At 70.1% G+C, this 25,622-nt stretch carries 22 protein-coding genes; 17 read left to right on the top strand and 5 right to left on the bottom strand.

Annotation, left to right across the window (positions count from 1 at the left end; genetic code table 11):
* Positions 1–11: 11 nt before the first annotated feature.
* The 6 genes from G369_RS0125230 to G369_RS0125205 all read left to right on the top strand — a co-directional run bounded on the left by G369_RS0125230 (position 12) and on the right by G369_RS0125205 (position 4,916).
* Positions 12–848, top strand: a complete 837-nt coding sequence (locus G369_RS0125230; RefSeq protein WP_019656831.1) for a PhzF family phenazine biosynthesis protein — start codon at positions 12–14, stop codon at positions 846–848.
* Between the two features lie 39 nt (positions 849–887).
* Positions 888–1,529, top strand: coding sequence for a glutathione S-transferase family protein (locus G369_RS0125225; RefSeq protein ID WP_019656830.1), 642 nt, complete (start codon positions 888–890; stop codon positions 1,527–1,529).
* Between the two features lie 133 nt (positions 1,530–1,662).
* Entirely contained in the window at positions 1,663–2,586 is a 924-nt protein-coding gene (locus G369_RS0125220; RefSeq protein ID WP_019656829.1) for a PhzF family phenazine biosynthesis protein, read from the top strand.
* A 14-nt stretch (positions 2,587–2,600) separates the two neighbouring features.
* Entirely contained in the window at positions 2,601–3,293 is a 693-nt protein-coding gene (locus G369_RS0125215) for a VOC family protein (protein WP_019656828.1), read from the top strand.
* 1 nt (position 3,294) lies between these two features.
* The gene (locus tag G369_RS0125210) at positions 3,295–3,927 is read left to right on the top strand and encodes a LysE family translocator (RefSeq protein ID WP_019656827.1); all 633 of its coding nucleotides are present in this window, start codon (positions 3,295–3,297) and stop codon (positions 3,925–3,927) included.
* Between the two features lie 23 nt (positions 3,928–3,950).
* On the top strand, positions 3,951–4,916 hold the full coding sequence (locus G369_RS0125205) for a threonine dehydratase (RefSeq protein ID WP_019656826.1): 966 nt from the start codon (positions 3,951–3,953) through the stop codon (positions 4,914–4,916).
* A 24-nt stretch (positions 4,917–4,940) separates the two neighbouring features.
* Here G369_RS0125205 and G369_RS0125200 read toward each other — a convergent pair whose 3' ends face one another.
* Positions 4,941–5,795: a creatininase family protein gene (locus G369_RS0125200; RefSeq protein WP_019656825.1), complete on the bottom strand. Its 855-nt coding sequence runs from the start codon at positions 5,793–5,795 to the stop codon at positions 4,941–4,943.
* A gap of 312 nt (positions 5,796–6,107) precedes the next feature.
* On the opposite strand from G369_RS0125200, the gene pgaA reads away from it, so the two are divergent.
* The 5 genes from pgaA (at position 6,108) to G369_RS0125175 (ending at position 13,537) form a co-directional block, all read left to right on the top strand.
* On the top strand, positions 6,108–8,720 hold the full coding sequence (pgaA, locus tag G369_RS0125195) for a poly-beta-1,6 N-acetyl-D-glucosamine export porin PgaA (protein WP_026346609.1): 2,613 nt from the start codon (positions 6,108–6,110) through the stop codon (positions 8,718–8,720).
* On the top strand, positions 8,720–10,801 hold the full coding sequence (pgaB, locus tag G369_RS0125190) for a poly-beta-1,6-N-acetyl-D-glucosamine N-deacetylase PgaB (protein ID WP_020723252.1): 2,082 nt from the start codon (positions 8,720–8,722) through the stop codon (positions 10,799–10,801). Before pgaA ends, pgaB begins: the two co-directional genes overlap by 1 nt.
* On the top strand, positions 10,798–12,078 hold the full coding sequence (gene pgaC / locus G369_RS0125185; RefSeq protein WP_019656823.1) for a poly-beta-1,6-N-acetyl-D-glucosamine synthase: 1,281 nt from the start codon (positions 10,798–10,800) through the stop codon (positions 12,076–12,078). Before pgaB ends, pgaC begins: the two co-directional genes overlap by 4 nt.
* Positions 12,068–12,643 carry a poly-beta-1,6-N-acetyl-D-glucosamine biosynthesis protein PgaD gene (pgaD, locus tag G369_RS0125180; RefSeq protein ID WP_132752115.1) on the top strand — a complete coding sequence of 192 codons (576 nt, stop codon included), beginning with the start codon at positions 12,068–12,070 and terminating at the stop codon, positions 12,641–12,643. Before pgaC ends, pgaD begins: the two co-directional genes overlap by 11 nt.
* Before the next feature lie 96 nt (positions 12,644–12,739).
* Positions 12,740–13,537: an SDR family oxidoreductase gene (locus G369_RS0125175; RefSeq protein ID WP_019656821.1), complete on the top strand. Its 798-nt coding sequence runs from the start codon at positions 12,740–12,742 to the stop codon at positions 13,535–13,537.
* A 375-nt stretch (positions 13,538–13,912) separates the two neighbouring features.
* On the opposite strand, the gene G369_RS0125170 is transcribed toward G369_RS0125175, so the two are convergent.
* Positions 13,913–15,028 carry a class I SAM-dependent methyltransferase gene (locus G369_RS0125170; RefSeq protein WP_019656820.1) on the bottom strand — a complete coding sequence of 372 codons (1,116 nt, stop codon included), beginning with the start codon at positions 15,026–15,028 and terminating at the stop codon, positions 13,913–13,915.
* 23 nt (positions 15,029–15,051) lie between these two features.
* Between G369_RS0125170 and G369_RS0125165 the strand changes: the two genes are divergently transcribed.
* Together G369_RS0125165 and G369_RS0125160 are read left to right on the top strand one after the other, a co-directional pair.
* Positions 15,052–15,831, top strand: a complete 780-nt coding sequence (locus G369_RS0125165) for an SDR family oxidoreductase (RefSeq protein ID WP_019656819.1) — start codon at positions 15,052–15,054, stop codon at positions 15,829–15,831.
* A gap of 11 nt (positions 15,832–15,842) precedes the next feature.
* Positions 15,843–16,217, top strand: a complete 375-nt coding sequence (locus G369_RS0125160; RefSeq protein ID WP_019656818.1) for a dihydroneopterin aldolase — start codon at positions 15,843–15,845, stop codon at positions 16,215–16,217.
* Between the two features lie 21 nt (positions 16,218–16,238).
* Here the strand turns inward: G369_RS0125160 and G369_RS0125155 are convergent, their stop codons facing one another.
* The gene (locus G369_RS0125155; RefSeq protein ID WP_019656817.1) at positions 16,239–17,471 is read right to left on the bottom strand and encodes an MFS transporter; all 1,233 of its coding nucleotides are present in this window, start codon (positions 17,469–17,471) and stop codon (positions 16,239–16,241) included.
* A gap of 100 nt (positions 17,472–17,571) precedes the next feature.
* Here G369_RS0125155 and G369_RS0125150 point away from each other — a divergent pair, with 100 nt between their 5' ends.
* From G369_RS0125150 to G369_RS0125135, 4 genes are all read left to right on the top strand, one after another.
* Positions 17,572–18,564 (top strand): LysR family transcriptional regulator, encoded by a 993-nt coding sequence (locus tag G369_RS0125150; protein ID WP_019656816.1) that lies wholly within the window; start codon positions 17,572–17,574, stop codon positions 18,562–18,564.
* A gap of 67 nt (positions 18,565–18,631) precedes the next feature.
* The gene (gene ttcA, locus G369_RS0125145) at positions 18,632–19,576 is read left to right on the top strand and encodes a tRNA 2-thiocytidine(32) synthetase TtcA (protein WP_019656815.1); all 945 of its coding nucleotides are present in this window, start codon (positions 18,632–18,634) and stop codon (positions 19,574–19,576) included.
* Between the two features lie 47 nt (positions 19,577–19,623).
* Positions 19,624–20,250: a DUF4136 domain-containing protein gene (locus G369_RS0125140; RefSeq protein WP_019656814.1), complete on the top strand. Its 627-nt coding sequence runs from the start codon at positions 19,624–19,626 to the stop codon at positions 20,248–20,250.
* A 20-nt stretch (positions 20,251–20,270) separates the two neighbouring features.
* On the top strand, positions 20,271–20,912 hold the full coding sequence (locus G369_RS0125135) for a histidine phosphatase family protein (protein ID WP_019656813.1): 642 nt from the start codon (positions 20,271–20,273) through the stop codon (positions 20,910–20,912).
* A gap of 133 nt (positions 20,913–21,045) precedes the next feature.
* Here G369_RS0125135 and G369_RS0125130 read toward each other — a convergent pair whose 3' ends face one another.
* Both G369_RS0125130 and G369_RS0125125 read right to left on the bottom strand, forming a co-directional pair.
* Entirely contained in the window at positions 21,046–24,204 is a 3,159-nt protein-coding gene (locus G369_RS0125130) for an efflux RND transporter permease subunit (protein WP_019656812.1), read from the bottom strand.
* 55 nt (positions 24,205–24,259) lie between these two features.
* Positions 24,260–25,444: an efflux RND transporter periplasmic adaptor subunit gene (locus tag G369_RS0125125; RefSeq protein WP_019656811.1), complete on the bottom strand. Its 1,185-nt coding sequence runs from the start codon at positions 25,442–25,444 to the stop codon at positions 24,260–24,262.
* Between the last annotated feature and the right edge of the window lie 178 nt (positions 25,445–25,622).

The following is a 25,622-nucleotide window of genomic DNA, read 5'->3' as shown; positions in this document are numbered from 1 at the left end:
GAGGCCTTCTCATGAATGTCCTGAAGATCGCAGCCTTCTCCGATGGAGAGACGGGCGGCAACCCAGCCGGCGTCGTCATCGCCGATGCGCTGCCGCCTGCTGCACAAATGCAGCACATTGCGGCGGAAGTCGGCTTTTCTGAAACCGCGTTCGCCGCTCCGGCCGACGGCGGCGGCTGGCGCGTGCGCTACTTCGCGCCGCAATCCGAAGTGCCCTTCTGCGGCCACGCGACGATCGCGCTGGGCGCCACGCTGGCGATGCGGCAAGGCGACGGCGTGTTCCCGCTGGTGCTCAACCAGGCACGGATCACCGTGGAAGGCCGGCGCAACGGCAGCGTGGTCGAGGCTGCGCTGCAGTCGCCACCCACGCGCAGCGCCGCTGCGTCGCCCGGGTTGCTGTCCGAGGCGCTCGCCCTGTTCGGCTATTCGCCGCAGGACCTCGATCCGCGCATCCCGCCGGCCGTCGCCCATGCGGGTGCCGACCATCTGGTGCTGGCCCTAGCAAGCCGCGCGGCGCTGTCGGCGATGCACTACGAGCTGGAGGCCGGCCGCGCGCTGATGGCTCGCGCCGGGCTCACGACCATCGTGCTGGTCTTCGCCGAGACCGCGCAGCGGCTGCACACGCGCAACCCCTTCGCGTCCGGCGGCGTGTACGAAGACCCCGCCACCGGCGCCGCCACGGCCGCGCTGGCCGGCTACCTGCGCGACATCGGCTGGCCGCACGGCGGCGCCATCGACGTGGTGCAGGGCGAGGACATGGGCATGCTGTCGCGCCTGCACGCCAACATTTCGCCCGCGCCGGGCAGCTCGATCCGCGTGTCGGGCACGGCGCGCGTCATGCGGGACTGAACAACCGAAGAATCGAGAAGAGAAAGAAAGAGACCAAACATGCTCAACATCTGGGGCCGCATCAGCTCGATCAACGTCCGCAAGGTGGTGTGGTGCGCGCAGGAGCTCGGGCTCGACTTCCAGCGCACCGAGGCCGGCGGCAGGTTCGGCGTGGTGCAGACGCCGGAATACCTCGCGATCAATCCGAACGCCATGGTGCCCGCCATCGACGACGGCGAGGGCGCCGAGCGCGTCACGCTGTGGGAGTCGAACGTGATCGTGCGCTACCTCTGCGCGAAGCATTCGCACGGCAACCTCTATCCGGCCGAGCTGCCCGCGCGCTTCGACGCCGAGCGCTGGATGGACTGGCAGCAGACCACGCTCAACCGCGCGAGCCGCGACGCCTTCGTCCAGTGGGTGCGCACGCCGCCCTCGGAGCGCCAGCCCGCGCTCATCGATGCCTCGGTGCGCGACAGCGAAGCGCTGTTCGCGATGCTCGACGCGCACCTCGCGCGCCAGCCCTACATGGCCGGCCAGCGCTTCACCATGGCCGACATCCCGGTGGGCTGCGAAGCGCACCGCTGGTTCGGCCTGCCCGCCGCCGAATACCGCCGGCCGAGCTGGCCGAACGTGGAGCGCTGGTACTCCGAACTGCTTTCCCGACCGGGCACGCGCGGCGTGCTCGATCTGAGCCTGGAATGACCCCCAGTCTCCGCGCACTTCGTGCGACTGCGCCAACCCCCTTGCAGGGGGCAACACCTGTGGCCCGGCAAAGCCGGTTCCACGGTGTTCCCCGACTGACATCGTCCATTGATCCGACCCTCCTGAGCCTCGAATGAAATCCCGCCCCTTCAAGCAAGTCGACGTCTTCACCGCCACCGCCTATTACGGCAACCCGCTCGCGGTGGTGATCGACGGCCAGGACCTCGACGACGCCGCCATGCAGCGCTTCGCGCAGTGGACCAACCTGTCCGAAACGACCTTCCTGCTGCCGCCCACCGATCCGACGGCCGACTACCGCGTGCGCATCTTCACGCCCGGCGGCGAGCTGCCCTTTGCCGGCCACCCGACCATCGGCAGCTGCCATGCGTGGCTGGAAGCCGGCGGCAAGCCCAGGGCGGCGGGCATGGTCGTGCAGCAGTGCGGCGCGGGCCTGGTGCCGCTGCGCCGCGACGGCAGCCGCCTGGCCTTCGCAGCGCCGCCGCTCAAGCGCAGCGCGCCCAGCCCCGCGCTGCTGGCCAAGGTGGCGGGCGCGCTGGGCCTGAAGGCGCAGCAGGTCATCGCGGCGCAGGTGCTGGACAACGGCCCCGTCTGGTTCGGCCTGCTGGTCAACGACGCCGACGCGGTGCTGGCGCTGCAGCCCGACCATCGCGCGCTGAAGGAACTGGGCGTGAAGGCCGGCGTGGCGGGCGTGCCTGCGGCGCACGACACCTCGCTGCTCATCGGCCGCTCCAACCGCGAGGCACGCGCCTTCGGCAACCGGCCCGCGGTTCCCAACGCGGACGGCGCACGCATCGACCTTGAGGTGCGCGCCTTCGCCGAGCCCATCGGCGTGCAGGAAGACCCGGTCACCGGCAGCCTCAACGCGAGCCTCGCCGAATGGCTGATCGCCGACGGCCACATGCCCGAGCGCTACCTCGCGGCGCAGGGCCAGTGCCTGGGCCGCGCGGGCCGCGTCCACATCGAGCGCGACGCGGAAGGCCGCATCTGGGTCGGCGGCGACGCCGTGACCTGCGTGGACGGCAGCGTCTCGCTCTGAACGCACAGCCCGCCATGCACGCGCAGCTCGACCACCTGGTGATCGCCGCCGCCTCGCTCGCCGAGGGCGTGGCGTGGTGCGAGGCCACGCTCGGCATCACGCCGGCACCGGGCGGCTCGCATCCGCTCATGGGCACGCACAACCGGCTGTTCAACGTCTCCGGCGACGCCTATCCGGCGGCCTACGCCGAGATCATCGCGATCGAGCCGGGCAGGAAGCCGTCGCGGCCCAAGACGCGCCGCTGGTTCGACATGGACGATGCCGCGCTGCAGGCCGGCCTCGTGCGGCATGGCCCGCGGCTGATCCACGTCGTCGCGCGCGTGCCCGATGCGCATGCGGCGATGCGCGCGCTGGCGCATGAAGAGCACGCGCACATCGACCGTGGCCAGCTGCTCGAAGCCTCGCGCGACACGCCCGCCGGCCGGCTCGAATGGCAGATCACCGTGCGCGACGACGGCCAGCGGCTCTTCTACGGCGCGCTGCCCACGCTGATCCAGTGGGGTGCGGTGCATCCCACCGATGCCATGCCCGCGTCGGGCGTCGTGCTGCGCTCGCTGCGCGCCACGCACCCGCGCGCGCCGGCGCTGGCCGCCGCGCTGTCGGCCATCGGCATGACGGGCCTCGAGGTCGATGCCGGCCCGCCCAACCTGGTTGCCGTGCTCGACACGCCGCGCGGCAGCGTGACCCTCGAATCACAAGGACTCTGACATGCTGAGCTTCACCGAGATCGCCCTCTTCGCATTCGCCTCGCTGCTTCTGGCGCTCACGCCCGGGCCGAACATGATCTATTGCGTCTCGCGCACGCTGGTGCAGGGCCGGCGCGCGGGGCTCATATCGCTGGGCGGCGTGCTGCTGGCCTTCCTGGTGCACCTGTTCGCGGCGGCGCTCGGGCTCACCGCGCTGCTGCTGGCGGTGCCGCTGGCGTTCGACGCGATCCGCATCGCCGGCGCGGCCTACCTGCTGTGGCTCGCATGGCAGGCGGTGAAGCCCGGCGGCACCGCGCCCTTCGAGGCGCGCGCGCTGCCGGCCGACCCGCCGGGCAAGCTGTTCCGCATGGGCTTTCTCACGAACCTGCTGAACCCGAAGGTGGCGATGTTCTATCTCTCGTTCTTCCCGCAGTTCATCCACCCCGAGCGCGGCTCGGTGCTGCTGCAGAGCATGCAGCTGGGCATCGCGCAGATGACCGCCAGCGCGCTGGTCAACACGGTGATGATCGTCGGCGCCGCAGGCATCACGGCCGTGCTGTCCCAAAGCGCCGGCTGGCTGCGCGCGCAGCGCTACGTGATGGGCAGCGTGCTCGCCGCGCTGGCCGTGCGGGTGGCGCTGACCGAGCGCAAGTAGGAAGACAGGAAGAGAGACACCCCATGAGATTCACCCGCGAAGAGATCGAATCGGCGCAGCGCACCGTGCGCGCGGCCATGCCGCCCACGCCGCAGTACGCCTGGCCGCTCCTGTCGCAGCGCCTGGGCGCCACCGTGTGGGCCAAGCACGAGAACCACACGCCGGCCGGCGCCTTCAAGATCCGCGGCGGCCTGACCTACTTCGAGACGCTGGCGCGCGAGCAGCCGACGGTGCGCCACGCGATCAGCGCCACGCGCGGCAACCACGGCCAGTCGGTCGGCTTCGCGGCGCGCCGCCACGGGCTGGGCGCGACCATCGTCGTGCCGCACGGCAACTCGACCGAGAAGAACGCCGCGATGCGTGCACTGGGCGTCACACTGGTCGAGCACGGCGACGACTTCCAGGCCGCGTCGGAACATGCGGCCGCGCTCGCCGAACGCGACGGCCTGCACCGCGTGCCCTCGTTCCACCGCGAGCTGGTGCGCGGGGTCTCGACGGCGTATGTCGAGTTCTTCGAAGCGCTCTCGGCCACGCCGCCCGACGTGCTTTTCGTGCCCATCGGCCTGGGCTCGGGCTTCGCGGCCGCAGCGGCGGCGCGCGCGCATTGCGGCGTATCGACGAAGCTCATCGGCGTGGTGTCGGCGCATGCGACGGCCTATCGCGACTCCTTCCGCGCGGGCAAGCCGGTCGAATCGCCCGTGACCACGCGGCTGGCCGACGGCATGGCCTGCCGCACGCCGGTGCCCGAATCGGTGGAGGTGATGTTGCGAGAGGCCGACGACGTGGTCACCGTCACCGACGACGAGATCGCGCAGTCCATGCGCATCCTTTTCAGCGACACGCACAACGTGGCCGAAGGGGCCGGCGCGGCCGCGCTGGCCGCGGCGCTCCAGCAGCAGGAGCGCTGGCGCGGCAGGACGGTGGGCGTATGCCTGAGCGGCGGCAATGTCGACTCGGACATGTTCGCCGGCGTGCTGGCCGCCGCCTGACCGGAATTCAGGAAGCTCGGGAGTTCAGGGCAGAGGCCCGGTGTTGGCCGTTTCCAGCGGCAGCCGCGACACCTCTTCCAGCAGCAGCGAGAGCTGCCGCGCGGCCTCGTCGACCACCGCCTGCCCATGCGCCGCGGTGGCGGCGGCCGCGTTGCCCGCGGCGCCGTGGGCGTTGTAGTCCTCGATGGCCCAGCCGAGCTTGGCGCTCCTGCCGTTGCCGAGGATCGCGTAGTCGGCCGCGCGCTGGCGCGAGGTGGAGTCGAAATCGCGCGCCTCGCCCATGCGCACCAGCTGCGGCGAGAGCGCCAGCATCATCGACGTCTCGATCTCGCCCGCATGCACGCCGAAGCGGTGCTCGTGCGCGCTGAACTGCGCACCAGCGTCGCCCAGCGGCAGGTTGAACCAGCTCACGCTGTAGACGATGAGCCCGTGCTCGGCGCGCAGCTCGCGCGCCACGATGTCCATCGCCCCCACGTGGCCGCCATGCGCATTGAAGAGCACCAGCTTCTTCACGCCCGCGCGCGCCACGCCTGCGCCGATTTCCTTCCACACGCGGATCAGCGTCTCGGCCGAAAGCGTGAGCGTGCCCGCGAAGCGCGCGTGCTCGGGGCTCAGGCCGATCTGCTGCGTCGGCAGGAAGAGCACAGGCAGCGCGGCCGGCAGCAGCGGCAGCGACGCGGCCACGATGCCGTCGGCCAGCACCGTGTCCACGCCCAGCGGCAGGTGCGGCCCGTGCTGCTCGGTCGCACCCAGCGGCAGCACCGCGACGGTGGTGCTCGCGTCGAGCGATGCGAAGTCGCGCGTGGTGAGCTGCGACCAGAAGCGCGGCAGCGCGGGCGATGGCAGCGATGGCGTCGAAGGGGCCTGGGAAGCGTTCATCACGCGATCTTAGGCCGGGCCGGAACCGCACGGTCATCGGCGGGTCGGGCACCCGTCCGACAACAGCGATCGACGCAGGCGGCCAAAACGCGAACCTATTCACACCTAGAACCGCAAAAGTTCAGTTCATTGTTTGCGTTAGTTAACAATCATCACTAAAGTCAACGAAGATTTGATTCTCCGAATCGGGGTTGCCGGCCTGTCACGTAGGCACCCCCGGTCCTTGCGGCGTCGCGATGGGTCGCCCGGGGTCTCTTTTCGGTTTTCCAAGGGAGCAAGGTGTTCATCCAGAAAAAGACTGGAGGCACGGTCATGGCTGCGCGCGCTTCGGCGCCGGCCGGTCCGATGTTTCTTCGATTGGCGCGGACCGCGCAAAAACTTCCCTCACTGCCCCTGGCATGCACCCTGGCGTTCGGCGCACCGGTCGCGCTCGCGCAGCCGTCGCCCGTACAGCCCGCGGCCATCGACAGCGCGCGTTCGCCGAATGACGCGGCCTACGACGCGCGCCGACACGACGCGCTGATCGTCGAGCGCCGCGAAGGCCGCATCACCGGTGCCGACGCGCTGCGCCAGCTCAAGGCATGGCTGGCCTCGCCGATCGACGGCGATGCGCGCTGGCGCGTGGCCTCCGACGCCATCGCGATCGCTTCGGCGGACGGCCAGTACGCGGAGGCCGTCGCGCTCGGCCGCGAGTTCGCGCCCTCGACGCTGCAGACCTATGCGCTGGGCCCGCTGGCGGTGGCCGCCCGGCGCACGCACGACACCCGCCTGCAGGGCGAGACGATCGCCGTCTGGCGCGCGCGGCAGCCAGAAGCGCGCGAGCCCCGCGTGCACGAGGCCTGGTGGCGCATCGAGAGCGGCGACCTCGCCGGCGCACAGGCGCTCTACGACACGCTGTCGCAGCCCGCTCCCACGCGGATCGATGACCGCGTGGCGCTGCTCGAACTGCGCGGCGCGCTCGCGCGTGCCCGCAAGGACACGCTGCAGGCCCTGGGCGCCTACGCCGAGGCCGGGGCTCTTCGACCCGGCCGTCCCGACCTGCGCCGCGAGGCCGACTTCCTCCTCGCCGACAGCGGCGCCGCATCGAGCGCCTTCGAGAGCGCGGAGGCCGCGCAGCGCGCCAGCCCCGGCAGCTTCTCGCCGCTGGCGCTGTCCACCCTGCAGCAGGAGGCGCTTGCGCAGCGGCTGCGCTGGGCGATACAGGCGCGCGACCAGCGCCTGGGCACCGAGCGCGTCGTGGCGCTCGACCGCGTGCTGGCCGAGCAGGAAGCCGCGCTGGCGCGGGTCGATGCCGAGGCGCTCCAGGCGGACTCGGCGGACGCCGACGCATGGCGCAACCTGCGCGTGAAGCTGCAGTCCGACCGCCTGCTGGCGCTGGTCGAACGCGGCCGCCCGGCCGAGGCCATCGCGCTCTACGACGCGATGCGCGCCACCGACACGGACATCCCCGCCTACGCGCTGGTGGCCGCGGGCCGCGCGCTGGCGCAGGAGCGGCGCTCCATCGAGGCCGTGCCGGTCTACGAGGCGGCCATCGCCTGGCGCGGCGCCGAGCTGCCGATGCCCGACCAGGCTTACCTGGGGCTGGTCTACGCCTACCTCGACGTGGGCCGCTTCGCGGACGCCGATGCGCTGCTGCAGCGCATCGAGGCCGCCACGCCCGCGCAGCTGCGGCTCGCGCCCGAGCCCGGCCGCCCGAACGGCGAGTACACCGACGTCAGCGGCCTGCGGGGCATGGTGCAGCTCTATACCGACCGTCCCGCGCTCGCGCAGCGCAGCTTCTCGGTGCTGACGCGGGAGGCGCCGATGAATGCCGGCTTCGCGCACGGCGCGGCCCTCACCGAGCGGCTGCGCGAGCACCCCGAGGCCTCGCTGGCGCGCTACGAGGCACTCGCGGCCGATTCGCCCTACGACACCGATGCGCGCGTGGGCCATGTCGAGGCGCTGCTCGACGCGTCCGAGTTCGCCGAGGCCCGCCGCCGCGCCGAATCGCTCGCCGCCGACGTGCCCGACTCGGTGCAGGTGCGCGAGATGGAACGCAAGCGCCGCGCACTCGTGGGCCCGAGACTCGACGTCGACGCCGAGGCCTCCTCGGGCGGCGCGGCCATCGCCAACCACGAATGGCGCATCGACAGCCGGCTCAGCTCGGGCCTCATCGACGACCGCTGGCGCGTGTTCTACGAGCAGACGCTGGGGCGCGGCAGCACCGACATCGGCAACGCGAACTGGGCGCGCGGCGGCCTCGGCCTGAGCTGGGAGCAGGGCCGCTGGCTCGCCGAAGGCATCGTCCAGCACGCGAACAGCGGGCCGTACCGCAACAGCGTGGCCGGCCGGCTCGACTACCGCGCGGGCGACGCATGGCGGCTGTCGGCCACCTACGACGGCGACAGCCGGGAGCTGCCGTGGAAGGCGCGCGCGGCGGGCATCGGCGCACACGAGTTCGGCGCGGGCGCGGGCTACGTGGTCGACGAATCGCGCCGCTTCGATCTCAAGTGGCAGCAGCTCGATTTCAGCGACGGCAACCGGCGCGAAGGCATCGACATCGGCTGGCGCGAGCGCTGGATCAGCACGCCGGCCTTCCAGCTCGAGACGCGCCTTGGCGCCGACGCGAGCCGCGGCCGCGCGGTCGATGCGCCCTACTTCAACCCGTCGAGCGACTCCAGCGTGCAGTTCAGCGTGCGCGCGCAGTGGCTCAACTGGAAGCGCGACGACCGGCAGTTCTTCCAGGTGCTGGAGCTCGGCGGCGGCAGCTACCGGCAGGCCGGCTTCGGAAGCGGCCCGATGTGGAGCCTGCGCTACGAGCACCGCTGGAACCTCGGCCCGAAGCTCAAGCTGCGCTACGGCCTGGTCTTCTCCGGCCATCCCTACGACGGCGTGCGCGAGCGACAGCGCGGCGTCTTCCTGAACCTCTCGACCCCGCTGCCGTGATGAGAAGAAAAACCAAGCCCCATCCCCTCGCCTTCTGGCGCTCGACCTTGCCGTGGCTGCTGCTGGCGCTGCTCGCGGCCTGCGCGCTGCCGGTGCCCGCGCAGCCGCTGCCGCCCGCAGACCCGGACGACGGCCTGAGCTTTCGCGTGATCGCGTTCCACGACGTGCGCGCCAACGTGCGCCAGAGCTTCGAGGCATCGCCCGACGAGACCGCGGTGGACGAGCGCACCTTCGCCGACACCCTCGCCTGGCTGCAGTACAACGGCTACCACCCGGTGAGCCTGCAGCAGATCGTCGACGCTCGCGCGGGCGGCAAGCCGCTGCCGCCTAAGCCGGTGCTGCTGACCTTCGACGACGGCTACCGCAGCGCCTACACCAAGGTCTTCCCGCTGCTCAAGCGCTACAACTACCCGGCGCTGATGGCGCTGGTCACGAGCTGGCTCGAGGTGCCCGAGGGCCGGCAGGTGCACTGGGGCGACAGGCCCGCGCCGCGCGAGAACTTCCTCTCGTGGAGCGAGGCGGCCGAGATGGCGCGCTCGGGCCTGGTCGAGTTCGCGAGCCACAGCGACGCGTTGCACACCGGCATCCTCGCCAACCCGCAGGGCAACCTGCTGCCGGCCGCGGCCACGCACCGCTACGACCCGAAGACCGGCCGCTACGAGGACGACGACACCTATGTGCGGCGCGTCGAGGCCGACCTGCGCCGCAGCCGCGAGATCATCGAGCGGCGCACCGGCGCGAAGGTGCGCTCGATGGTGTGGCCCTACGGCGCCTACAACAGCGCCGCGGTCGAGGCCTCGAAGCGCGCGGGCATGCCCATCACCTTCACGCTCGACGACGGGCCCAACGCGCCCGAGGTGCCGCTCGCGCGCATCCGCCGCGCGCTGGCCGCCTACGACAACGAGGCGCCCGCCTTCGACCGCATGCTGCGCAGCCCCGTGGGCGGCGAGGTGCGGCCGGTCAACCGGGTGATGCACGTGGACCTCGACTACGTGTACGACCCCGATCCGGCCCAGCAGGAGCGCAACCTCTCGATGTTGATCGACCGCGTGGCCGCGGTGCATCCGCGCGCGGTGTTCCTGCAGGCGTACGCCGACCCCGACGGCGACGGCGTGGCCGACGCGCTGTACTTTCCCAACCGCCACCTGCCGGTGCGCGCCGACCTGTTCGGCCGCGCGGCCTGGCAACTGCACAGCCGCGCCGGCGTGAAGGTCTACGCGTGGATGCCGGTCACGGCCTTCAGGCTGCCGGCGTCGAACCCGCTCGCCACGCACACTGTGACGGCGCAGGACGGTGCGGTGCACGCCGACCGCTACCACCGCCTCACGCCTTTCGACCCCGCGGTGCGGGCGCTGGTCGGCGACATCTACGAGGACCTGGGCCGCCACGCCTTCTTCGAGGGCCTGCTGTTCCACGACGACGCGATGCTGTCCGACGACGAGGACGCGAGCCCTGCCGCGCTGGAAACCTACGCGAAGTGGGGCCTGCCGGCCGACATCGCCGCGATCCGGGCGAACCCCGAACTGGCGGCGCGCTGGACCGCGGCCAAGACGCGCCACCTGATCGAGTTCACGCAGGAGCTTGCCGCACGCACCGGCGCGTGGCGGCCCGCGCTGGAGACCGCGCGCAACCTCTACGCCCGGCCGGTGCTCGAGCCGCAGGCCGAGCAGTGGTTCGCGCAGAACTACGAGGCCTCGCTCGCGGCCTACGACTACGTCGCGCTGATGGCCATGCCGCGCATGGAGCGCGAGGCCGACGCGGAAGGCTGGCTCGCGCGGCTGGCCAGGCGCGCCGCCGATACGCCGCGCGGCCTCGACGGCACGGTGTTCGAGCTGCAGGCGCGCGACTGGCGCACCGGCAAGCCCGTGCCCGACGCCGAACTCGCGCGCCAGTGGACGCTGCTGCAGCGCGCCGGTGTGCGCCACCTCGGCTACTACCCCGACGACTTCCTCAACGACCAGCCGGGGCTTGACACCGTGCGCCGCGCGATCTCGGTGCGCACACTGCTGCCGCGTGCGCTGCGCACGCCGGCCCAGCCCGAAGGCCCGTCGCCCGCGGCGCAGGGAGGACGTGCGCCATGAGCCCCACGACGCAGTTCCTCGCGCAGACGCTGCCCTCGCTGCTGTTCGGCTTCGTCTTCTACTACCCGTTCTTCATGGCCTACGTCTGGATGGCCGGCGGCCTCTCGCATGCGATGGTGTTCGAGCGCAAGCGCGACGTGGACGTCAATCCGCTCGACCTGCTGCCCTCCCGCCCGCTGGTCACGGTGGTGGTGCCCTGCTTCAACGAGGCGCCGCACCTGCGCGAGGTGATCGAGCAGCTGATGCGAACGCGCTACCCCTACTGCGAAGTCATCGCGGTGAACGACGGCAGCACCGACGGCACCGGCGAGCTGCTGGACGAGATGACGAAGGAATACGGCCGCCTGCGCGTGATCCACAACGCCAGCAACCAGGGCAAGGCCGTGGGCCTGAACACTGCCTGCCAGCTCGCGCGCGGCGAGTACATCCTGGGCATCGACGGCGACGCACTGATCGACGAGGACGCCATCGCCTGGATGCTGCTGCCCATGCTGGCTTCGGAGCGCATCGGCGCGGTCACCGGCAACCCGCGCATCCGCACGCGCACGACGCTGCTCGGGCGCATGCAGGTGGGCGAGTTCTCCTCGATCATCGGCCTCATCAAGCGCTCGCAGCAGCTGGTGGGAACGCTCTTCACGGTGTCGGGCGTGATCGCCATGTTCCGCCGCCGCGCGGTGATCGACGTGGGCTTCTGGAGCCCCGACGTGCTCACCGAGGACATCGACATGAGCTGGAAGCTGCAGATCGCCGGCTGGAAGCTGCGCTTCGAGCCGCGCGCGCTGTGCTGGATCCTGATGCCCGAGACCTTGCGCGGCCTCTGGAAGCAGCGCCTGCGCTGGGCCATCGGCGGCATCCAGACCATGCTGCGCTGCAGCTCGCACATCCTGCGGCCGCGCCACTGGCGCATGTGGCCCATCTACATCGAGTACATGACCAGCGTCTTCTGGGCCTATGCGATGGCGCTGGTGCTCGTCGTCAGCCTGGTGCGGCCCTTCCTGCCTTCCGACTCGTCGTGGCACTCGGCCCTGCTGCCGCACTGGCAGGGCACGCTGCTGGCCATGACCTGCATCCTGCAGATGCTGCTGAGCCTGTGGATCGACCGTCGCTACGACCGGGACCTGATGCGCTACTTCGCCGGAACGATCTGGTATCCGATCGCCTTCTGGACCATCACGATGGCCACCACCGTGATCGCCTTTCCCAAAGCCCTGATACGCCGCCGGGGCAAACGAGCGGTGTGGACAAGTCCCGATAGAGGAGTTTCCGATGTCCCATGAGTCCGTGTTCCCCTCCAGCTACCCGCCCGACATGCACAACGACACGGCGCCCCCGAGCCGCCGCCGCTCGTGGGGGCAACCGGCGGTGGAGGAGCCCATCATCGACGCCGCGCGCATTCCGCTGCACGCCTTCGGCAGCAGCCGCTCGCCGCAGCGTGCGCTGGCCATGTACCTGTGGCTGCGCCTGCTGCGCCCCGCCGTCACCGTCGCGATCTGGTTCTGCGCCATCTGGTACGCGTGGCCCTACGTGCTGGGCGCGCGCTCCCAGCCCGAGGTGATGCACCTGCTGAGCCTCTACGGGCTGGTGATCTGCGGCATCCTGCTGTCGATGCTGGTGATCGCACCCTGGCGCCGCCGGCAGCACCGCCGCGAGCCGGCGCCGGTGAAGGAGAAATCCTCCCTCTCCGCCCTGGCCACCTACATCGAGGTGCCGCCCTCGCGCCTGTCGTCCTGGCAGCGCACGCGCCAGCTGCTGGTGCACCACGACAACGACGGCCACCTGCGCGAAGCCATCGACACCACGCCGGCGGCCCTCGAACCCGAGACCACGAAGAACAAGCGCTGAGAGCCCGCGGTCCATCCGTCCGGGCGCGTGCAGGGGTTTCGCGGTGGTGATTGAATCGCCGCACCCATCCTGCAATCTCCAACAAGGACCCGATTCATGGACCTCCAACTCCAGGACCAGCACGTACTCGTCACCGGCGGCAGCAAGGGCATCGGCCTGGCCTGCGCTCTCGGCTTCCTGCGCGAAGGCGCGCGCGTGAGCCTCGTCTCGCGCGACCTCGCCAACCTGGAACAGGGCCGCAAGACCCTGCTCGAATCGTTCGCGCAGGCCGAAGGCCGCGTCTCCATCCACGCCGCCGACCTCAAGGACCCCGCCGGCGCCGTTGCCGCCCTCGACGCCGCCGAAAAGGCATTCGGTCCCGTCGACGTCCTCGTCAATTCCGCAGGCGCCGCCCGCCGCACCCCGCCCGACGACCTCACCGCCGCGTCGTGGCACGACGCCATGGACGCCAAGTACTTCACCTACATCCACATGATCGACCCGGTGGTCAAGCGGATGGGCCGTCGCGGCCGCGGCGCCATCGTCAACGTCATCGGCCAGGGCGGCAAAGTCGCCAGCCCCGTCCACATGGCCGGCGGCGCAGCCAACGCAGCCCTCATGCTCGTGAGCGCCGGCATGGCCGCCGCCTACGCCGCCAAGGGCGTGCGCGTGAACGCCGTGAACCCCGGCCTCACCCTCACCGAGCGCCTGCAGGAAGGCATGAAGGCCGACGCGAAGCTGCAGGGCATCGGCACCGACGAAGCACTGGAGCGTGCCAAGTCCAGACTGCCGCTGGGCCGCATCGCGACGCCGGAAGAAGTGGCGAACACCGTGCTGTTCCTCGCATCGCCGAAGGCGAGCTATGTGACCGGCGCGATCGTGGCGATGGATGGTGCGGTCACGCCGATGATCTGAAAGAACGAGAAAGCACGGCACATAGGCGCTGCAGCCCTCACCCCAGCCCTCTCCCGCAAGCGGGAGAGGGAGAGGGAGCCAGGCCGAGCGCAGCAAAGGCCCGAGGGTTCCCCCTCCCCTCTGGCTGCGCCGAGGAGCGCAGCGTTTCGCGGATCAGGGCTCGCCCTTGTCTGAGCGAAGCGAGTTTGGGCGAGACCCCGCGAAACGCGAGCACCGCAGGTTGCCCGCAGCGAAGCGAAGGGTCGCAGACAGCGGGGTCGCCTTTTCTTTGCCTACTTTCTTTTGGCGAAGCAAAAGAAAGTAGGTCGCCCGCCGGGGCGAGTCCCGGCCCCGGGAAACAACCACCCCGCCACCGACCAAAAAGCCAAAGAGAGATCAGAGCGTATGACTCCGATCCCCCTCACCAAACCCCATCGCCTCCCAATCCCCCCCCACAGCAAACCCCACCACCTTGAACAACTCCCCCATCTCATGCTCATGAATGAGCCGAGCCGCCATCCCCCGCTCGGCAACAGAGCCCTGCTCCATCAGGGAAAGCAACCCGCAGTTCAGCAGAAACCGCGCCTGGCTCGTATAGCCCAGCACGGCAAGCCCCGCATCCTGCCCAGCCAGCGCAATCCCGGTGAAGTCGACGTGCGCCGTGATGTCCTTCAACCCGACGTCCGACAGCGGGTCCCCATCGGCCTTGTGCCCCCGATGGCACATCACGGTCCCCATGTGCCTCTGCGGGTGGTAGTACTCGGCCTCGGGAAAGCCGTAGTCGATGAAGAACGCAGCTCCCTTCTTCAAGCGATCGGCCAGGGTCGCGACGAAGGCCCTGGCCTGCGGGTGGATCTCGGTGAGGTAGTCATGCTCTCCAGGCACATCGACCGGCGGCCGAAGTTCGGTCTCGCGGTCGGCCCAGGCCCAGCCATCGTCGGCGGCGTTGCGCACCACCCCGCGCTCGAACCACTGCCCGCCGACCCGGGCCAGCAGTTGCACCGGCATCGCATCGAGCACTTCGTTGCCGACGACCACGCCTTCCATAGCCTCGGGCAGCTCGTCGAGCCATTCGACGCGGCCCGCATGTGCGGCGAGCGCCTGCTGCTGCCGCTCGCGCAAGGTGCCCGACAGGTCGACGATGCGATAGCGCACGTCGCCACGTCCCATGCCGTCGAGCGCATGCAGCAACTGCACGGCCAGCGCACCGGAGCCGGCGCCGAATTCCCACACGGTGTCGGTGCCTGTCTTTTCCAGCGCCTCGGCCACCTGCGCGGCCAGGGCCTGGCCGAACATGGGCGTGAGTTCGGGCGCGGTCACGAAGTCGCTGCCTGAAGAGGGCATGTGGCCGAACTTGGCCAGGGTGTTGGCGTAGTAGCCGAGGCCGGGCGCATAGAGCGCGAGGGCCATGAAGCGGTCGAAGCCGATCCAGCCGCCCGCGCGTTCGATGGAACGCGCGATGAGGTGGTCGAGGGCGGTAGGTAAACTGCTGGGGGTCGTCTTTGTCGTCACAGCGCCATTCTCCCTCTCCCCGCATGAGCCCCGCCTCCCCAGCATCCAACTCCCCCCGCACGGTACTCGTCACGGGCGCGGGCCGCCGGCTCGGCCGCGAGATCGCGCTCGCGCTCGCCGCGGGCGGATGGCAGGTGGCGGTGCACTACCGGAGCTCGCGCGCCGAAGCCGAGCAGACGGTCGCCGACTGCGCCGCGCTCTCGGGCGACTCGGCCCTGTTCGCAGCCGACCTCGACGACGAGCAGGCCACCCGCGCCCTGCTGCCCCGCGTGGTGGCGCGCTTTCGCAGCGTCGATGCCGTGGTGCACAGCGCCGCCCTCTTCGAGCACGACGAGGCTTCCACCTTCGGCTATGCGCTCATGGAGCGCCATGCGCGCAGCAACACCGGCGCGGCCATCCTGCTGGCGAATGCGCTGCACGAGCACCTGGACGCGCGCGATGCCCACGGCGCCGTCGTGCACCTGCTCGACCAGAAGCTCTGGAACCCGAACCCCGACTTCCTGAGCTACACGCTGTCGAAGGCGGCCCTCGAAGCGGCGACGCCGCTGCTGGCGCTGGCCCTCGCGCCAAGGGTGCGCGTGGTGGGCGTGGCGCCCGGCCTCACGCTGGCGAGCCACATGCTCGACGACGACAAGTTCGCGCAACTGCACAAGCTCTCGCCGCTGGGCCGCTCCTCCACGCCCGGGGACGTGGCCGCCACGGTGAAGTTCGCGCTGGAGAACCGCTCCATCACCGGCACCACGCTGCTGGTGGACGGCGGCCAGCACCTGATGAAATTCGAGCGCGATTTCTCGCTCATGTGAGCCCACCCACCATGTCCACTCCCTCGCACGGCCACCAGACACTCACACTCCAGGGCCTGCGCTTCGACGCCAACCTGGGCATCCTCGAGCAGGAGAAGACGGCGCCCCAGCCGATCCTGGTCGACGCCGAACTCAATCTCGGCCCCCAGCCGCTGCTGCCGCAGGACGACGACATCTTCCACGTGCTCGACTACCGCAAGGTGCGCCGCATCATCATCGACGAGTGCACCGCCGAGCACGTCAACCTGCTGGAGAGCCTGATCGGCAAGCTGGCGCAGCGGCTGCTGCAGCTGCCCGGCGTGCTGGGCGTGCGCGTGAAGATCGCCAAGCTCGAGATCTTCGACGACTGCGAGGTGGCGATCCGCATGGAAGCCGGCCAGTGGTGAGCTAGCCGGACGTCCTGCATTTCAGGCGGCCGAGCCGCAGGCAACGGCTGCCTTCTTCTTCGAGGCGGCAGGCCACATGCGCACTGCCAGCGCCCCGAGCGCCGACACCGAGGCCATCGCCGCCACGCCCGGCCATCCCCACTGCGCCAGCACCAGAGCACCCAGCGCCGAGCCCGTGGCCATGCCGACGAACACACCCGTGAAGAACACCGCGTTGAGCCGGCTGCGTGCACCGGGGTCGATGCCGTAGACCACCGTCTGGTGCGCGATCAGCGCGGCCTGCAGCCCGAAGTCGAAGCCGATGGCGGCGACCACGATCAGCCCCAGCCGCGCGGCGGGCGTCGCCAGCAGCGGTGCGAACAGCATCGCGGCGAACGACACGGCGACCAGCACGGCGCCCATGCGGATCACCAGCTCGGGACCGCGGCGGTCGGCAAGGCGCCCGGCGATGGGCGCGGCCAGCGCGCCCGCAGCACCGGCCAGGCCGAAGGCACCGGCCGCCGCACTGCCCAGGTGGAACGGCGCGCCATGCAGCATCACGGCCAGCGTCGACCAGAAGGCGCTGAAGCCCACCGACAGCAGGGCCTGCGCGAAGGTCGCGCGGCGCAGCGCGCCATGGCGCTTCCACAGGCCGGCCAGCGAACCCAGCAGCGCGCCGTAGCCCAGGTGCGTGGTCGGGCGCAGGCGCGGAAGGCCGCGCGCCGCGGCGGCGCCGATGAACGCGATGCTCACGGCCGCGACGACGAACATCGTGCGCCAGCCGAAGTGCTCGGCCACGAAGCCGGCGAGCACGCGTGACAGCAGGATGCCCAGCAGCAGCCCGGTCATCACGGTGCCGACGATGCGGCCGCGATGCGCCTCGGGGGCCAGTGTGGCGGCGGCCGGCACCACGTCCTGGGCCAGCGTGGCAGAGAGCCCGATGACGAGGCTCGCCGCCAGCAGCGGCGCGACCGAGGGCGAGAAGGCCGCGCCCAGCAGTGCGAGCACCAGCACCGAGGCCTTGGCGAGGATGATGCGGCGCCGGTCGAAGCGGTCGCCCAGCGGCGCGAGCAGCAGGATGCCCAGCGCATAGCCCAGTTGCGTGAGCGTGGGCACGAAGCCCACGGAGCGGGCGGAGGCGCCGATGTCGGGGCCGAGCACGCCCAGCATGGGCTGGCTGTAGTAGAGCGCCGCGACGCCGAAGCCGGCGCTGGCAGCCAGCAGCAGGATCAGCGATCCCGGCAGCTTTTCATGCGCTTTTTGAATGGAAGACATGGTGTAAACCCTTGGTTTCGAGAAGCAAGGGCTGGAGTTTGCGGGCCATCCCCCTCTGAAGGTAGCCCTGCGGGCCGAACAATTGATATACGCTCGACGCATGGCCACGCTTCTGCCTCCCCCGCCTCCGGCCGACCGCATCGAGCTGATGCAGACCTTCGTGCGCATCGTCGAGGCCGGCAGCCTGTCGGCCGCCGCGGCCCAGATGGGCACCACTCAGCCCACCGTGAGCCGCCGCCTGCAGGCGCTCGAACGCTCGCTGGGCGTGCGGCTGCTGCAGCGATCCACCCATGCGATGAAGCTCACGGAAGACGGCGAGCGCTGCTTCGACCGCGCCAAGGAGCTGATCCTGAGCTGGGGCGCCTTCGAGGCCGAGCTGCGCGGCGTGGGCGACCAGCCCGAGGGGCGGCTGCGCGTGGTGGTGCCGCATGCCTTCGGGCAGCAGCTGCTGGTCGGGCCGCTGGCCTCCTATCTGAAGCGCCATCCGCAGGTGGCGGTCGAATGGCTGCTGCACGACAGCCCGCACGACGACACGCCCGATTTCATCGCCGAGGGCGTCGACTGCGCGATCCGCGTGGGCGAGGTGACGGACCCCAATGCCGTGGCGATCCGCCTCTTCGACGTTCCTCGCATCGCGGTCGGGGCGCCGTCGCTCTTCGGGGCCGGCACGCCGGTGCCGGCGCATCCCGGCGAGCTCGAAGCCCTGCCCTGGCTGGCGGCGCGCAATTTCTACCGGACCGAGGTGGTGTTCACGCACGAGGGCACGGGCGAGGTGTACCGGGTGCCGATACGCCCTCGCATGATCACCGACAGCCTCTACGCCCTGCGCAGCGCGGCCGTGCTGGGCGCGGGCGTCGGGGTGTCGTCGGCCTGGATGCTGACCGAGGAGCTGGAGGCGGGCCGGCTGGTGCACCTGGCGCCCCGGTGGCGCGGTGTGCCGGCGCCGGTGTACATCGTGTATCCGTATGCGCGCTTCTATCCGGCGAGGCTGCGGCTCTTCGTGGAGGCGATGCGGCAGGCCTTTCCGGAAAGCCCGATCCCCGCGGCGGGAGCCCCGGGAAATGGGCCGGATGACAGGCGAGATGACGGGTGACATGGCAGATGAAGTGGGGATCGGGGACAATCACCCCCTTCCCCCGACTCCCCGAAGCAGCCTGCCCATGAACGCCGTCTGGATCGACGAGGCGCCCGCCACCGCCGACGCCACCGCCTCCTCTCCCGCCAATTCCATGAAGATCGAGCGCGAGACGCACAAGCTCGAGAAGCGCCTGTGCCGCCAGGTCGGGCAGGCGATCGTCGACTACAACATGATCGAGGAGGGCGACAAGGTCATGGTGTGCGTCTCGGGCGGCAAGGACAGCTACGCGCTGCTCGACATCCTGCTCAAGCTGAAGGCGCGCGCGCCCATCCACTTCGACATCGTCGCGGTCAACCTCGACCAGAAGCAGCCCGGCTTTCCCGAGGAGGTGCTGCCCAGGTACCTGAGTGAGCTGGGCGTGGACTTCCACATCGAGAACCAGGACACCTACAGCATCGTCAAGCGCGTGATCCCCGAGGGCAAGACCACCTGCGGCCTGTGCAGCCGGCTGCGCCGGGGCATCCTCTACCGCGTGGCCGACGAGCTGGGCGCCACCAAGGTCGCGCTGGGCCACCACCGCGACGACATGCTGCAGACCTTCTTCCTCAACATGTTCTTCGCCGGCAAGCTCAAGAGCATGCCGCCCAAGCTGGTGAGCGACGACGGCAGGCACGTCGTGATCCGCCCGCTGGCCTACGTGTCCGAGAAGGACACCATCCGCTGGGCCCAGCACCGCGAATTCCCGATCATTCCGTGCACGCTGTGCGGCAGCCAGGAGAACCTGCAGCGCAAGCAGGTGGGCGAAATGCTGCGCGAGTGGGACAAGAAGTACCCTGGCCGCGTGGAGAACATGTTCACCGCGCTGCAGAACGTGGTGCCTTCGCACCTGCTCGACGGAACGCAGCACGACTTCAAGGGTCTGAAGGCGACCGGCGTGGCGGACGACGAGGGCGACAAGGCCTTCGATCCGCCTTCCTTCGATCTGCTCTCCCAGGCACCTGCCGCCCTGCGCATCGTCCAGGGCTGAACGGGCAACCCAGGGGAATTTGGGGCACCCGGTGCCCGGAGACCCTCATGAAATCTGCGTTCTCGGCTCTTCTTCTCGCCGCAAGCCTGACGGGCTGCGCCACCTCCTGGGTGGTCGACAGCGACGTGAAGAGCTTCGCCTCCCCCGGCGCCATCGCGCCAGGCGCCACCTACCGCTTCGACCGCCTGCCCTCGCAGCAGGCCGACGGCGCGCGGCAGGAATCGCTCGAAGCCATGGCCGGCGCGGCGCTCGATCAGGTCGGCCTGCGCCGCGACGACGCCAAGGCCCAGTACACCGCACAGATCGGCGCGCGCGTGACGGCCGGCCTCTCGCCCTGGGCCGATCCATGGCTCTACAACGGCCCCTGGGGCTACGGTTGGGGAGGCTATGGCTACTACGGCCGGCGCTGGTACGGCGGCGGCTGGTATGGCGGCCCGGCGTTCGCGCCGCCTGCCAATCCCTGGTACGAGCGCGAGGTGAGCATCGTGCTGCGCGAGGCCGGCACCAATCGGGTGGTCTACGAGACCCGCGCCCGCAACGACGGCCCCTACACCTCCAGCGCTGCGATCCTGCCGGTGATGTTCCAGGCGGCGCTGCAGGGCTTCCCGAACCCGCCGCAGGGCGAACGCCGGGTCAACATCGAACTGCCGACGGCCCAGCAGGCCAGGAAATAGCGGCTTCTAGAATTCCCCGGATGGAAGAACCCACCCGCCTGATCGCAGTTCGCCACGGCGAGACCGCCTGGAACGTCGACACCCGCATCCAGGGCCAGCTCGACATCGGGCTCAACGCCACCGGCGTCTGGCAGGCGCAGCGCGCGGGCGCGGCGCTGGCCGACGAGCCCATCGGCGTCGTCTATGCCAGCGACCTCTCGCGCGCCTGGCAGACCGCGCAGGCCATCGCCGAGCCCCACGGCCTGGCCGTGCAGCCCGAGCCGCGCCTGCGCGAGCGCGCCTTCGGCAAGTTCGAGGGCATGAGCTTCGCCGAGATCGAGGCTACGCTGCCGGTGGAAGCCAGGCGCTGGCGCGAGCGCGACCCCGAGTTCGAACCCGAGGGCGGCGAGAGCCTCCTGACCTTCCGCGACCGCGTCACGGGCGTGGCGGCCGAACTGGCGGCGCGCCATCCGGGCGAACTTGTGGTGCTGGTGGCGCACGGCGGCGTGATGGACGTGCTCTACCGCGCAGCCACGCGCCAGGAACTGCAGGCGCCGCGTACCTGGCAGCTCGGCAACGCGGCGATCAACCGCATGCTGTGGACGAGCGAGGGGTTCAGCCTCGTCGGGTGGAGCGATACGACGCACCTCACGGACGGTGCTCTCGACGAAACGACCACCTGAGGCGGGCGGGATCGGGCTGCAGGCCGCAAAGGCTGCGAAAGAAGACCTGAAAGGGTTTCCCGGTTTCTTTCGCGACTTTTGCGCAGCTTCTGTCTTCCTGTCTTACCTGTGTGTTCGGCTGCCGCTCCCGCCTTCAGGCGTGCGAGTGCTGCGAGTGGGCCACCTCGGCCTGCGCCTCACCCGGCAGGTCGACCATCGGGCCGGTGCCGCTGTAGCGGTCGAGGGCGAGGTAGATCGCCGGCGTGATGTACAGCGTGATCACCTGCGAGAAGATCAGGCCGCCCACCACCGCCACACCCAGGGGCTGGCGCAGTTCGGCGCCGGCGCCAAGGCCCAGGGCCAGGGGCAGCGCGCCCATGAGCGCGGCCAGCGTTGTCATCAGGATGGGGCGGAAGCGCAGGCGGCAGGCTTCGCGGATCGCGTCGACCGGCTTCATGCCCTCGGTTCGCTGAGCCTCGAGCGCGAAGTCGATCATCATGATCGCGTTCTTCTTCACGATGCCGATCAGCAGCAGGATGCCGATGGTGGCGATCAGCGTGAGGTCGAAGCCGAAGATCTTCAGCGAGATCAGCGCGCCCACTGCGGCCGAAGGCAGGCCCGCCAGGATGGTGATGGGGTGGATGTAGCTCTCGTAGAGCACGCCCAGCAGCACGTAGATGACCAGCACCGCCAGCACCAGCAGCACGGCCTGGCTCGACTGCGAGCTCTGGAACACCGCCGCATCGCCGCCGTAGGTGGTGATGATCGACGCGGGCATCTTCAGCTCTTCCTTGAAGCGGTCGATCTTCGCGGTCGCGTTGCCCAGCGGCACGTCGGGCGCGAGGTTGAACGACACCGTCACCGCCTGCAGCTGGCCCTGGTGGTTCACCGCGGTGGGTCCCACGGTGCGCTTGACGGTCGAGAAGGCCGACAGCGGCACCAGCTTGCCGGTGGTGCTGCGCACCGACAGGCGCGAGACGTCTTCCTCGAACTGGCGGTCGTTGTCGGCGGCCGAGAGGATCACCTGGTAGGTGTTGCTCGGGCCGTAGATGCTGCCGATCTGGCGGTCGCCGTAGGCGTTGTAGAGCGCGGTGCGCAGGTCGCCCACGGCCACGCCGAGCACGCCGGCCTTGTCGCGGTCGATGTCGAGTGTGGCCTGCAGGCCGCGGTTCTGCGAGTCGCTGGTGACATCGCGGAAGTCGGGGTCTGCGCGCATGCGCTCCATGAGCCGCGTGGCCCACGGCACCATCTCGCCCGCGTTCACGCTCTGCAGCGTGTACTGGAAGCGCGCCTTGCTCTGGCGCCCGCCCAGGCGCAGGTTCTGCACCGGCTGCATGTAGACGGCGATGCCCGGTATCTCGCGGAAGCGCTGGCGCAGCGACTCGAGCACCTTCGACATCTGCGGGCGCTCGCTGCGCGGCTTGAGCACCGCGAAGAGGCGGCCCGAGTTCTGCGTGGCGGTGGGCCCGCCCACGCCGACGAAGGAGCTCACGTAGTCGACGCTCGGATCGTCCTTGAGCGCGGCGGCCACGCGGTCCTGCAGCGCCTTCATGGCGACGAAGGAGATGTCTTCGGCGGCCTCGGTGGTGATCTGGATCTGGCCGATGTCCTCCTCGGGGAAAAAGCCCTTGGGGATGGTCGCGAACAGCCAGCCGGTGACGACGAAGGTCAGTGCCGCCATCAGCAGCATCACCTTGCGGTGCCCCAGCGTCCAGTCGAGGGTGCTCATGTAGGTCGCATGCACCTTGCGATAGCCGCGCTCGAAGGCGCGGCCGATGGCGGTGCCGGGCTCGGGATGCTCTTCCTCGTGGTCGAGCGCGCCTTCCTTGCGCGGCACCTGCTTGAGCAGGCGGCTCGCGAGCATCGGCACCAGCGTGAGCGACACCACCGCCGACACCAGCACCGCCAGCGCCACCACCACCGCGAACTCGTGGAACAGCAGGCCGATCACCCCCGGCATGAAGAAGATCGGGATGAAAACCGCCACCAGCGAGATCGAGATCGACACGATGGTGAAACCCACCTCTCGCGCGCCGCGCAGCGCCGCGGCGAACGGGTCCATGCCCTTCTCGACGTAGCGCATGATGTTCTCCAGCACCACGATCGCGTCGTCCACCACCAGGCCCACCGCGAGCGTGATGCCCAGCAGCGAGATGTTGTCCAGGCTGTAGCCGAAGGCGTAGAGCAGCGCCACCGCGCCGATCAGCGAAATGGGGATGGTCGCGGCCGGGATCAGCGTGGCCACCAGCCGGTGCAGGAACAGGAAGATCACCAGCACCACCAGCGCGATGGTGCCCAGCAGCGTGAGCTGCACGTCGTGCACCGCCTCGCGGATGGAGATGGAGCGGTCGTTCACCATCTGGATCTCGACCGACTGCGGCAGCTCCGCCTTGAAGCGGGGGATCAGCGCGCGCACCGCATCCACCACCTGCACGGTGTTGGCGTTGGGCTGGCGCTGCACGGCCAGCGAGATGGAATCCTGTCCGTTGAAGCTGCTGGCGGTCTTCACCGATTCGAAGCTGTCCTCGATGGTCGCCACCTCGTCGAGGCGAACCGGCGAGCCGTTGCGCTGTCCGACGATCAGCTTGGCGAAATCGGCCGCCTTCATGAGCTGTCGGTTGGCCTGGATGGTGAGCGTCTGGCGCGGGCCGTCGAGCACGCCGACCGGCGTGTTGGCGTTGGCCGTGTTCACCGCCTTGGCCAGCTCGTCGAGCGTGATGTTGCGCGCGTTGAGCAGGTCGGCGTTGGCCTTGATGCGCACCGCGAAGGCCTTGCGGCCGTACACGCCCACCTGCGCCACGCCGTCGATGGTCGAGAGCGTGGGCGAGATGAGGTTCTCGGCGTAGTCGTTGAGCTCCGACGGGTTCATCGACGGCGAGATCAGCGCGATGAAGAGCACCGGCGCGTCGGCCGGGTTCACCTTGCGGTACGAGGGCAGCTGCGTCAGCTCCTGCGGCAGCTGGCGCTGGGCGCGCAGCAGCGCTGCCTGCACGTCGACGGCCGCGGCGTCGATGTCGCGGCTGCTGACGAATTCGAGCGTGAGCGAGGTCACGCCCTGCGTGTTCACCGAGCTGATGGTCTGCAGGCCCGGGATGGTCGAGAACTGCTTTTCCAGCGGCAGCGCCACCGAAGACGCCATGGTGTCGGGGCTCGCACCCGGCAGCTGCGCGTTGACGTTGATGACCGGCGTGTTGTAGCTGGGTAGCGCGGCGACGGGGATGCTGAAGTACGCGAAGATGCCGATGACCACCACGGCGGCGGACAGCAGCACCGTCATCGCCGGACGTCGGATGCAGAGTTCCGAGATGTTCATCGGTCGACCTCCGCGCCTCGCGCTGCGGTATTCGCCTTCGGAGCGGCCCGGCGGCTCATGCGCGTTCCCGGCGCGGCGGCTTGGCGTCGGTGCCGTCGGATGACGCCGCGCTGCCGGGCGTGACGCCGGTGGTGCCGTTGGAAGGCGAGCCCGGCGCACCCGGAGCGGCAGCCGGTGCCTTCTCGTCCACGCGCACCTTGCCGCCCGGGCGCACGTTCTGGCTGCCCTCGATCACCACCTGCTCGCCGGGCTCGACGCCGCTCACGGCCACCTGCGTGCCGAAGGTGTGCAGCGCCTTCACCTTGCGGCGCGTGGCGGTCTTGGCCTCGTCCACCACGTAGAGCGAGGCGCCGTCGGACAGCATCATCAGCGCCGCCGCCGGCACCACCGTAGCGCCGCCGAGCGTGCGCACCGTGATGCGCGTGGCCACGAACTGCCCGGGCCACAGGCTCTGGTCGGGGTTGCCGAACACGGCCTTGGCGCGCACGGTGCCGATGGTCGGATCGACGGTGTTGTCGACGAAGTCGAGCGTGCCCGTCAGCGGCTCCCTGCGGCCGGGGACGACGGCCTCGACCTTCGAGCGCGAGCGCGCGGCCTCCAGCAGGTCCTGCAGGTTGGCCTCGGGCACGGGGAAGCTCACGGCGATCGGGTCGAGCTGCGTGACGGTCACCAGCGACAGCGTCGGCTGCACCAGCGTTCCCGGGTAGATGTTGACCGCGCCGATGCGCCCCGCGATGGGCGCGCGCAGCGTGGCATAGCCCAGCGCCACCTGCGCCGACTGCACGGCCGCGCGGTCGGCCGCCACGGCGGCGCGCTGCGCCTCGAGCTGCGAGAGCGTGGCGTCGGCCGCGCTCTTGGCGATGAAGTTCTGGGCCACCAGCTCCTGGCTGCGCCTGTACTGGCGCTCGAGGTCGGCCAGCGTGGCCTCGTCCTTCTGCTGCTGCGCCTTCGCGCGCGCGAGGTTGGCCTGGTCGTTGCGGTCGTCGAGCGAGAAGAGCAGCTGGCCCGCCTTGACGAACTGGCCCTCCTTCACGTGCACCGCGCTCACCGTGTTGGTCACCTGCGGGCGCAGGTCGACGCTGTTGAGGGAGACCACGCTGCCGTTGACCTGCACGGTCACGGGCACGTCCTGCTTCTTCGCCGTGGCCAGCGTCACCAGCGCGGGCGCGCCGCCCGCCGGGGCGCCGCCCTTGGCGCCCGGCGCCTTGGCCGTCTGGGCGGCGGACTTGTCCCCAGACATGCTCCACCACCCGAGCGCGACGGCTACGATCAACACGCCCCCGAGGGCGACGGCGACATTTTTCTTCATGGGTTCTTGTGCACTTTGGGCTGACATGGCTATTGGATCAGCGGCCGACTCCTGGCGATCACGGGCCCCGTAAAGAAATGTAAAGCAGGTCAACCGAAAGTCGCACTAC

This window comes from Variovorax atrisoli 110B (assembly GCF_000382045.1).
Classification (GTDB): Bacteria; Pseudomonadota; Gammaproteobacteria; order Burkholderiales; family Burkholderiaceae_C; genus Variovorax; species Variovorax atrisoli.
This window is presented reverse-complemented; position numbering and strand designations above follow the sequence as displayed.

What these genes read in the sequence shown, in the direction of transcription:
- G369_RS0125200 (WP_019656825.1), bottom strand. Translation starts at nt 5,795, where the DNA reads ATGAACGCTTCCCAGGCCCCTTCGACGCCATCGCTGCCATCGCCCGCG.
- G369_RS0125160 (WP_019656818.1), top strand. Translation starts at nt 15,843, where the DNA reads ATGTCCACTCCCTCGCACGGCCACCAGACACTCACACTCCAGGGCCTG.
- G369_RS0125210 (WP_019656827.1), top strand. Translation starts at nt 3,295, where the DNA reads ATGCTGAGCTTCACCGAGATCGCCCTCTTCGCATTCGCCTCGCTGCTT.
- ttcA (WP_019656815.1), top strand. Translation starts at nt 18,632, where the DNA reads ATGAACGCCGTCTGGATCGACGAGGCGCCCGCCACCGCCGACGCCACC.
- G369_RS0125155 (WP_019656817.1), bottom strand. Translation starts at nt 17,471, where the DNA reads ATGTCTTCCATTCAAAAAGCGCATGAAAAGCTGCCGGGATCGCTGATC.
- G369_RS0125150 (WP_019656816.1), top strand. Translation starts at nt 17,572, where the DNA reads ATGGCCACGCTTCTGCCTCCCCCGCCTCCGGCCGACCGCATCGAGCTG.
- G369_RS0125175 (WP_019656821.1), top strand. Translation starts at nt 12,740, where the DNA reads ATGGACCTCCAACTCCAGGACCAGCACGTACTCGTCACCGGCGGCAGC.
- G369_RS0125220 (WP_019656829.1), top strand. Translation starts at nt 1,663, where the DNA reads ATGAAATCCCGCCCCTTCAAGCAAGTCGACGTCTTCACCGCCACCGCC.
- G369_RS0125125 (WP_019656811.1), bottom strand. Translation starts at nt 25,444, where the DNA reads ATGTCTGGGGACAAGTCCGCCGCCCAGACGGCCAAGGCGCCGGGCGCC.
- G369_RS0125130 (WP_019656812.1), bottom strand. Translation starts at nt 24,204, where the DNA reads ATGAACATCTCGGAACTCTGCATCCGACGTCCGGCGATGACGGTGCTG.
- pgaC (WP_019656823.1), top strand. Translation starts at nt 10,798, where the DNA reads ATGAGCCCCACGACGCAGTTCCTCGCGCAGACGCTGCCCTCGCTGCTG.
- pgaA (WP_026346609.1), top strand. Translation starts at nt 6,108, where the DNA reads ATGGCTGCGCGCGCTTCGGCGCCGGCCGGTCCGATGTTTCTTCGATTG.
- pgaB (WP_020723252.1), top strand. Translation starts at nt 8,720, where the DNA reads ATGAGAAGAAAAACCAAGCCCCATCCCCTCGCCTTCTGGCGCTCGACC.
- G369_RS0125140 (WP_019656814.1), top strand. Translation starts at nt 19,624, where the DNA reads ATGAAATCTGCGTTCTCGGCTCTTCTTCTCGCCGCAAGCCTGACGGGC.
- G369_RS0125165 (WP_019656819.1), top strand. Translation starts at nt 15,052, where the DNA reads ATGAGCCCCGCCTCCCCAGCATCCAACTCCCCCCGCACGGTACTCGTC.
- G369_RS0125135 (WP_019656813.1), top strand. Translation starts at nt 20,271, where the DNA reads ATGGAAGAACCCACCCGCCTGATCGCAGTTCGCCACGGCGAGACCGCC.
- G369_RS0125215 (WP_019656828.1), top strand. Translation starts at nt 2,601, where the DNA reads ATGCACGCGCAGCTCGACCACCTGGTGATCGCCGCCGCCTCGCTCGCC.
- G369_RS0125205 (WP_019656826.1), top strand. Translation starts at nt 3,951, where the DNA reads ATGAGATTCACCCGCGAAGAGATCGAATCGGCGCAGCGCACCGTGCGC.
- G369_RS0125230 (WP_019656831.1), top strand. Translation starts at nt 12, where the DNA reads ATGAATGTCCTGAAGATCGCAGCCTTCTCCGATGGAGAGACGGGCGGC.
- G369_RS0125225 (WP_019656830.1), top strand. Translation starts at nt 888, where the DNA reads ATGCTCAACATCTGGGGCCGCATCAGCTCGATCAACGTCCGCAAGGTG.
- pgaD (WP_132752115.1), top strand. Translation starts at nt 12,068, where the DNA reads ATGTCCCATGAGTCCGTGTTCCCCTCCAGCTACCCGCCCGACATGCAC.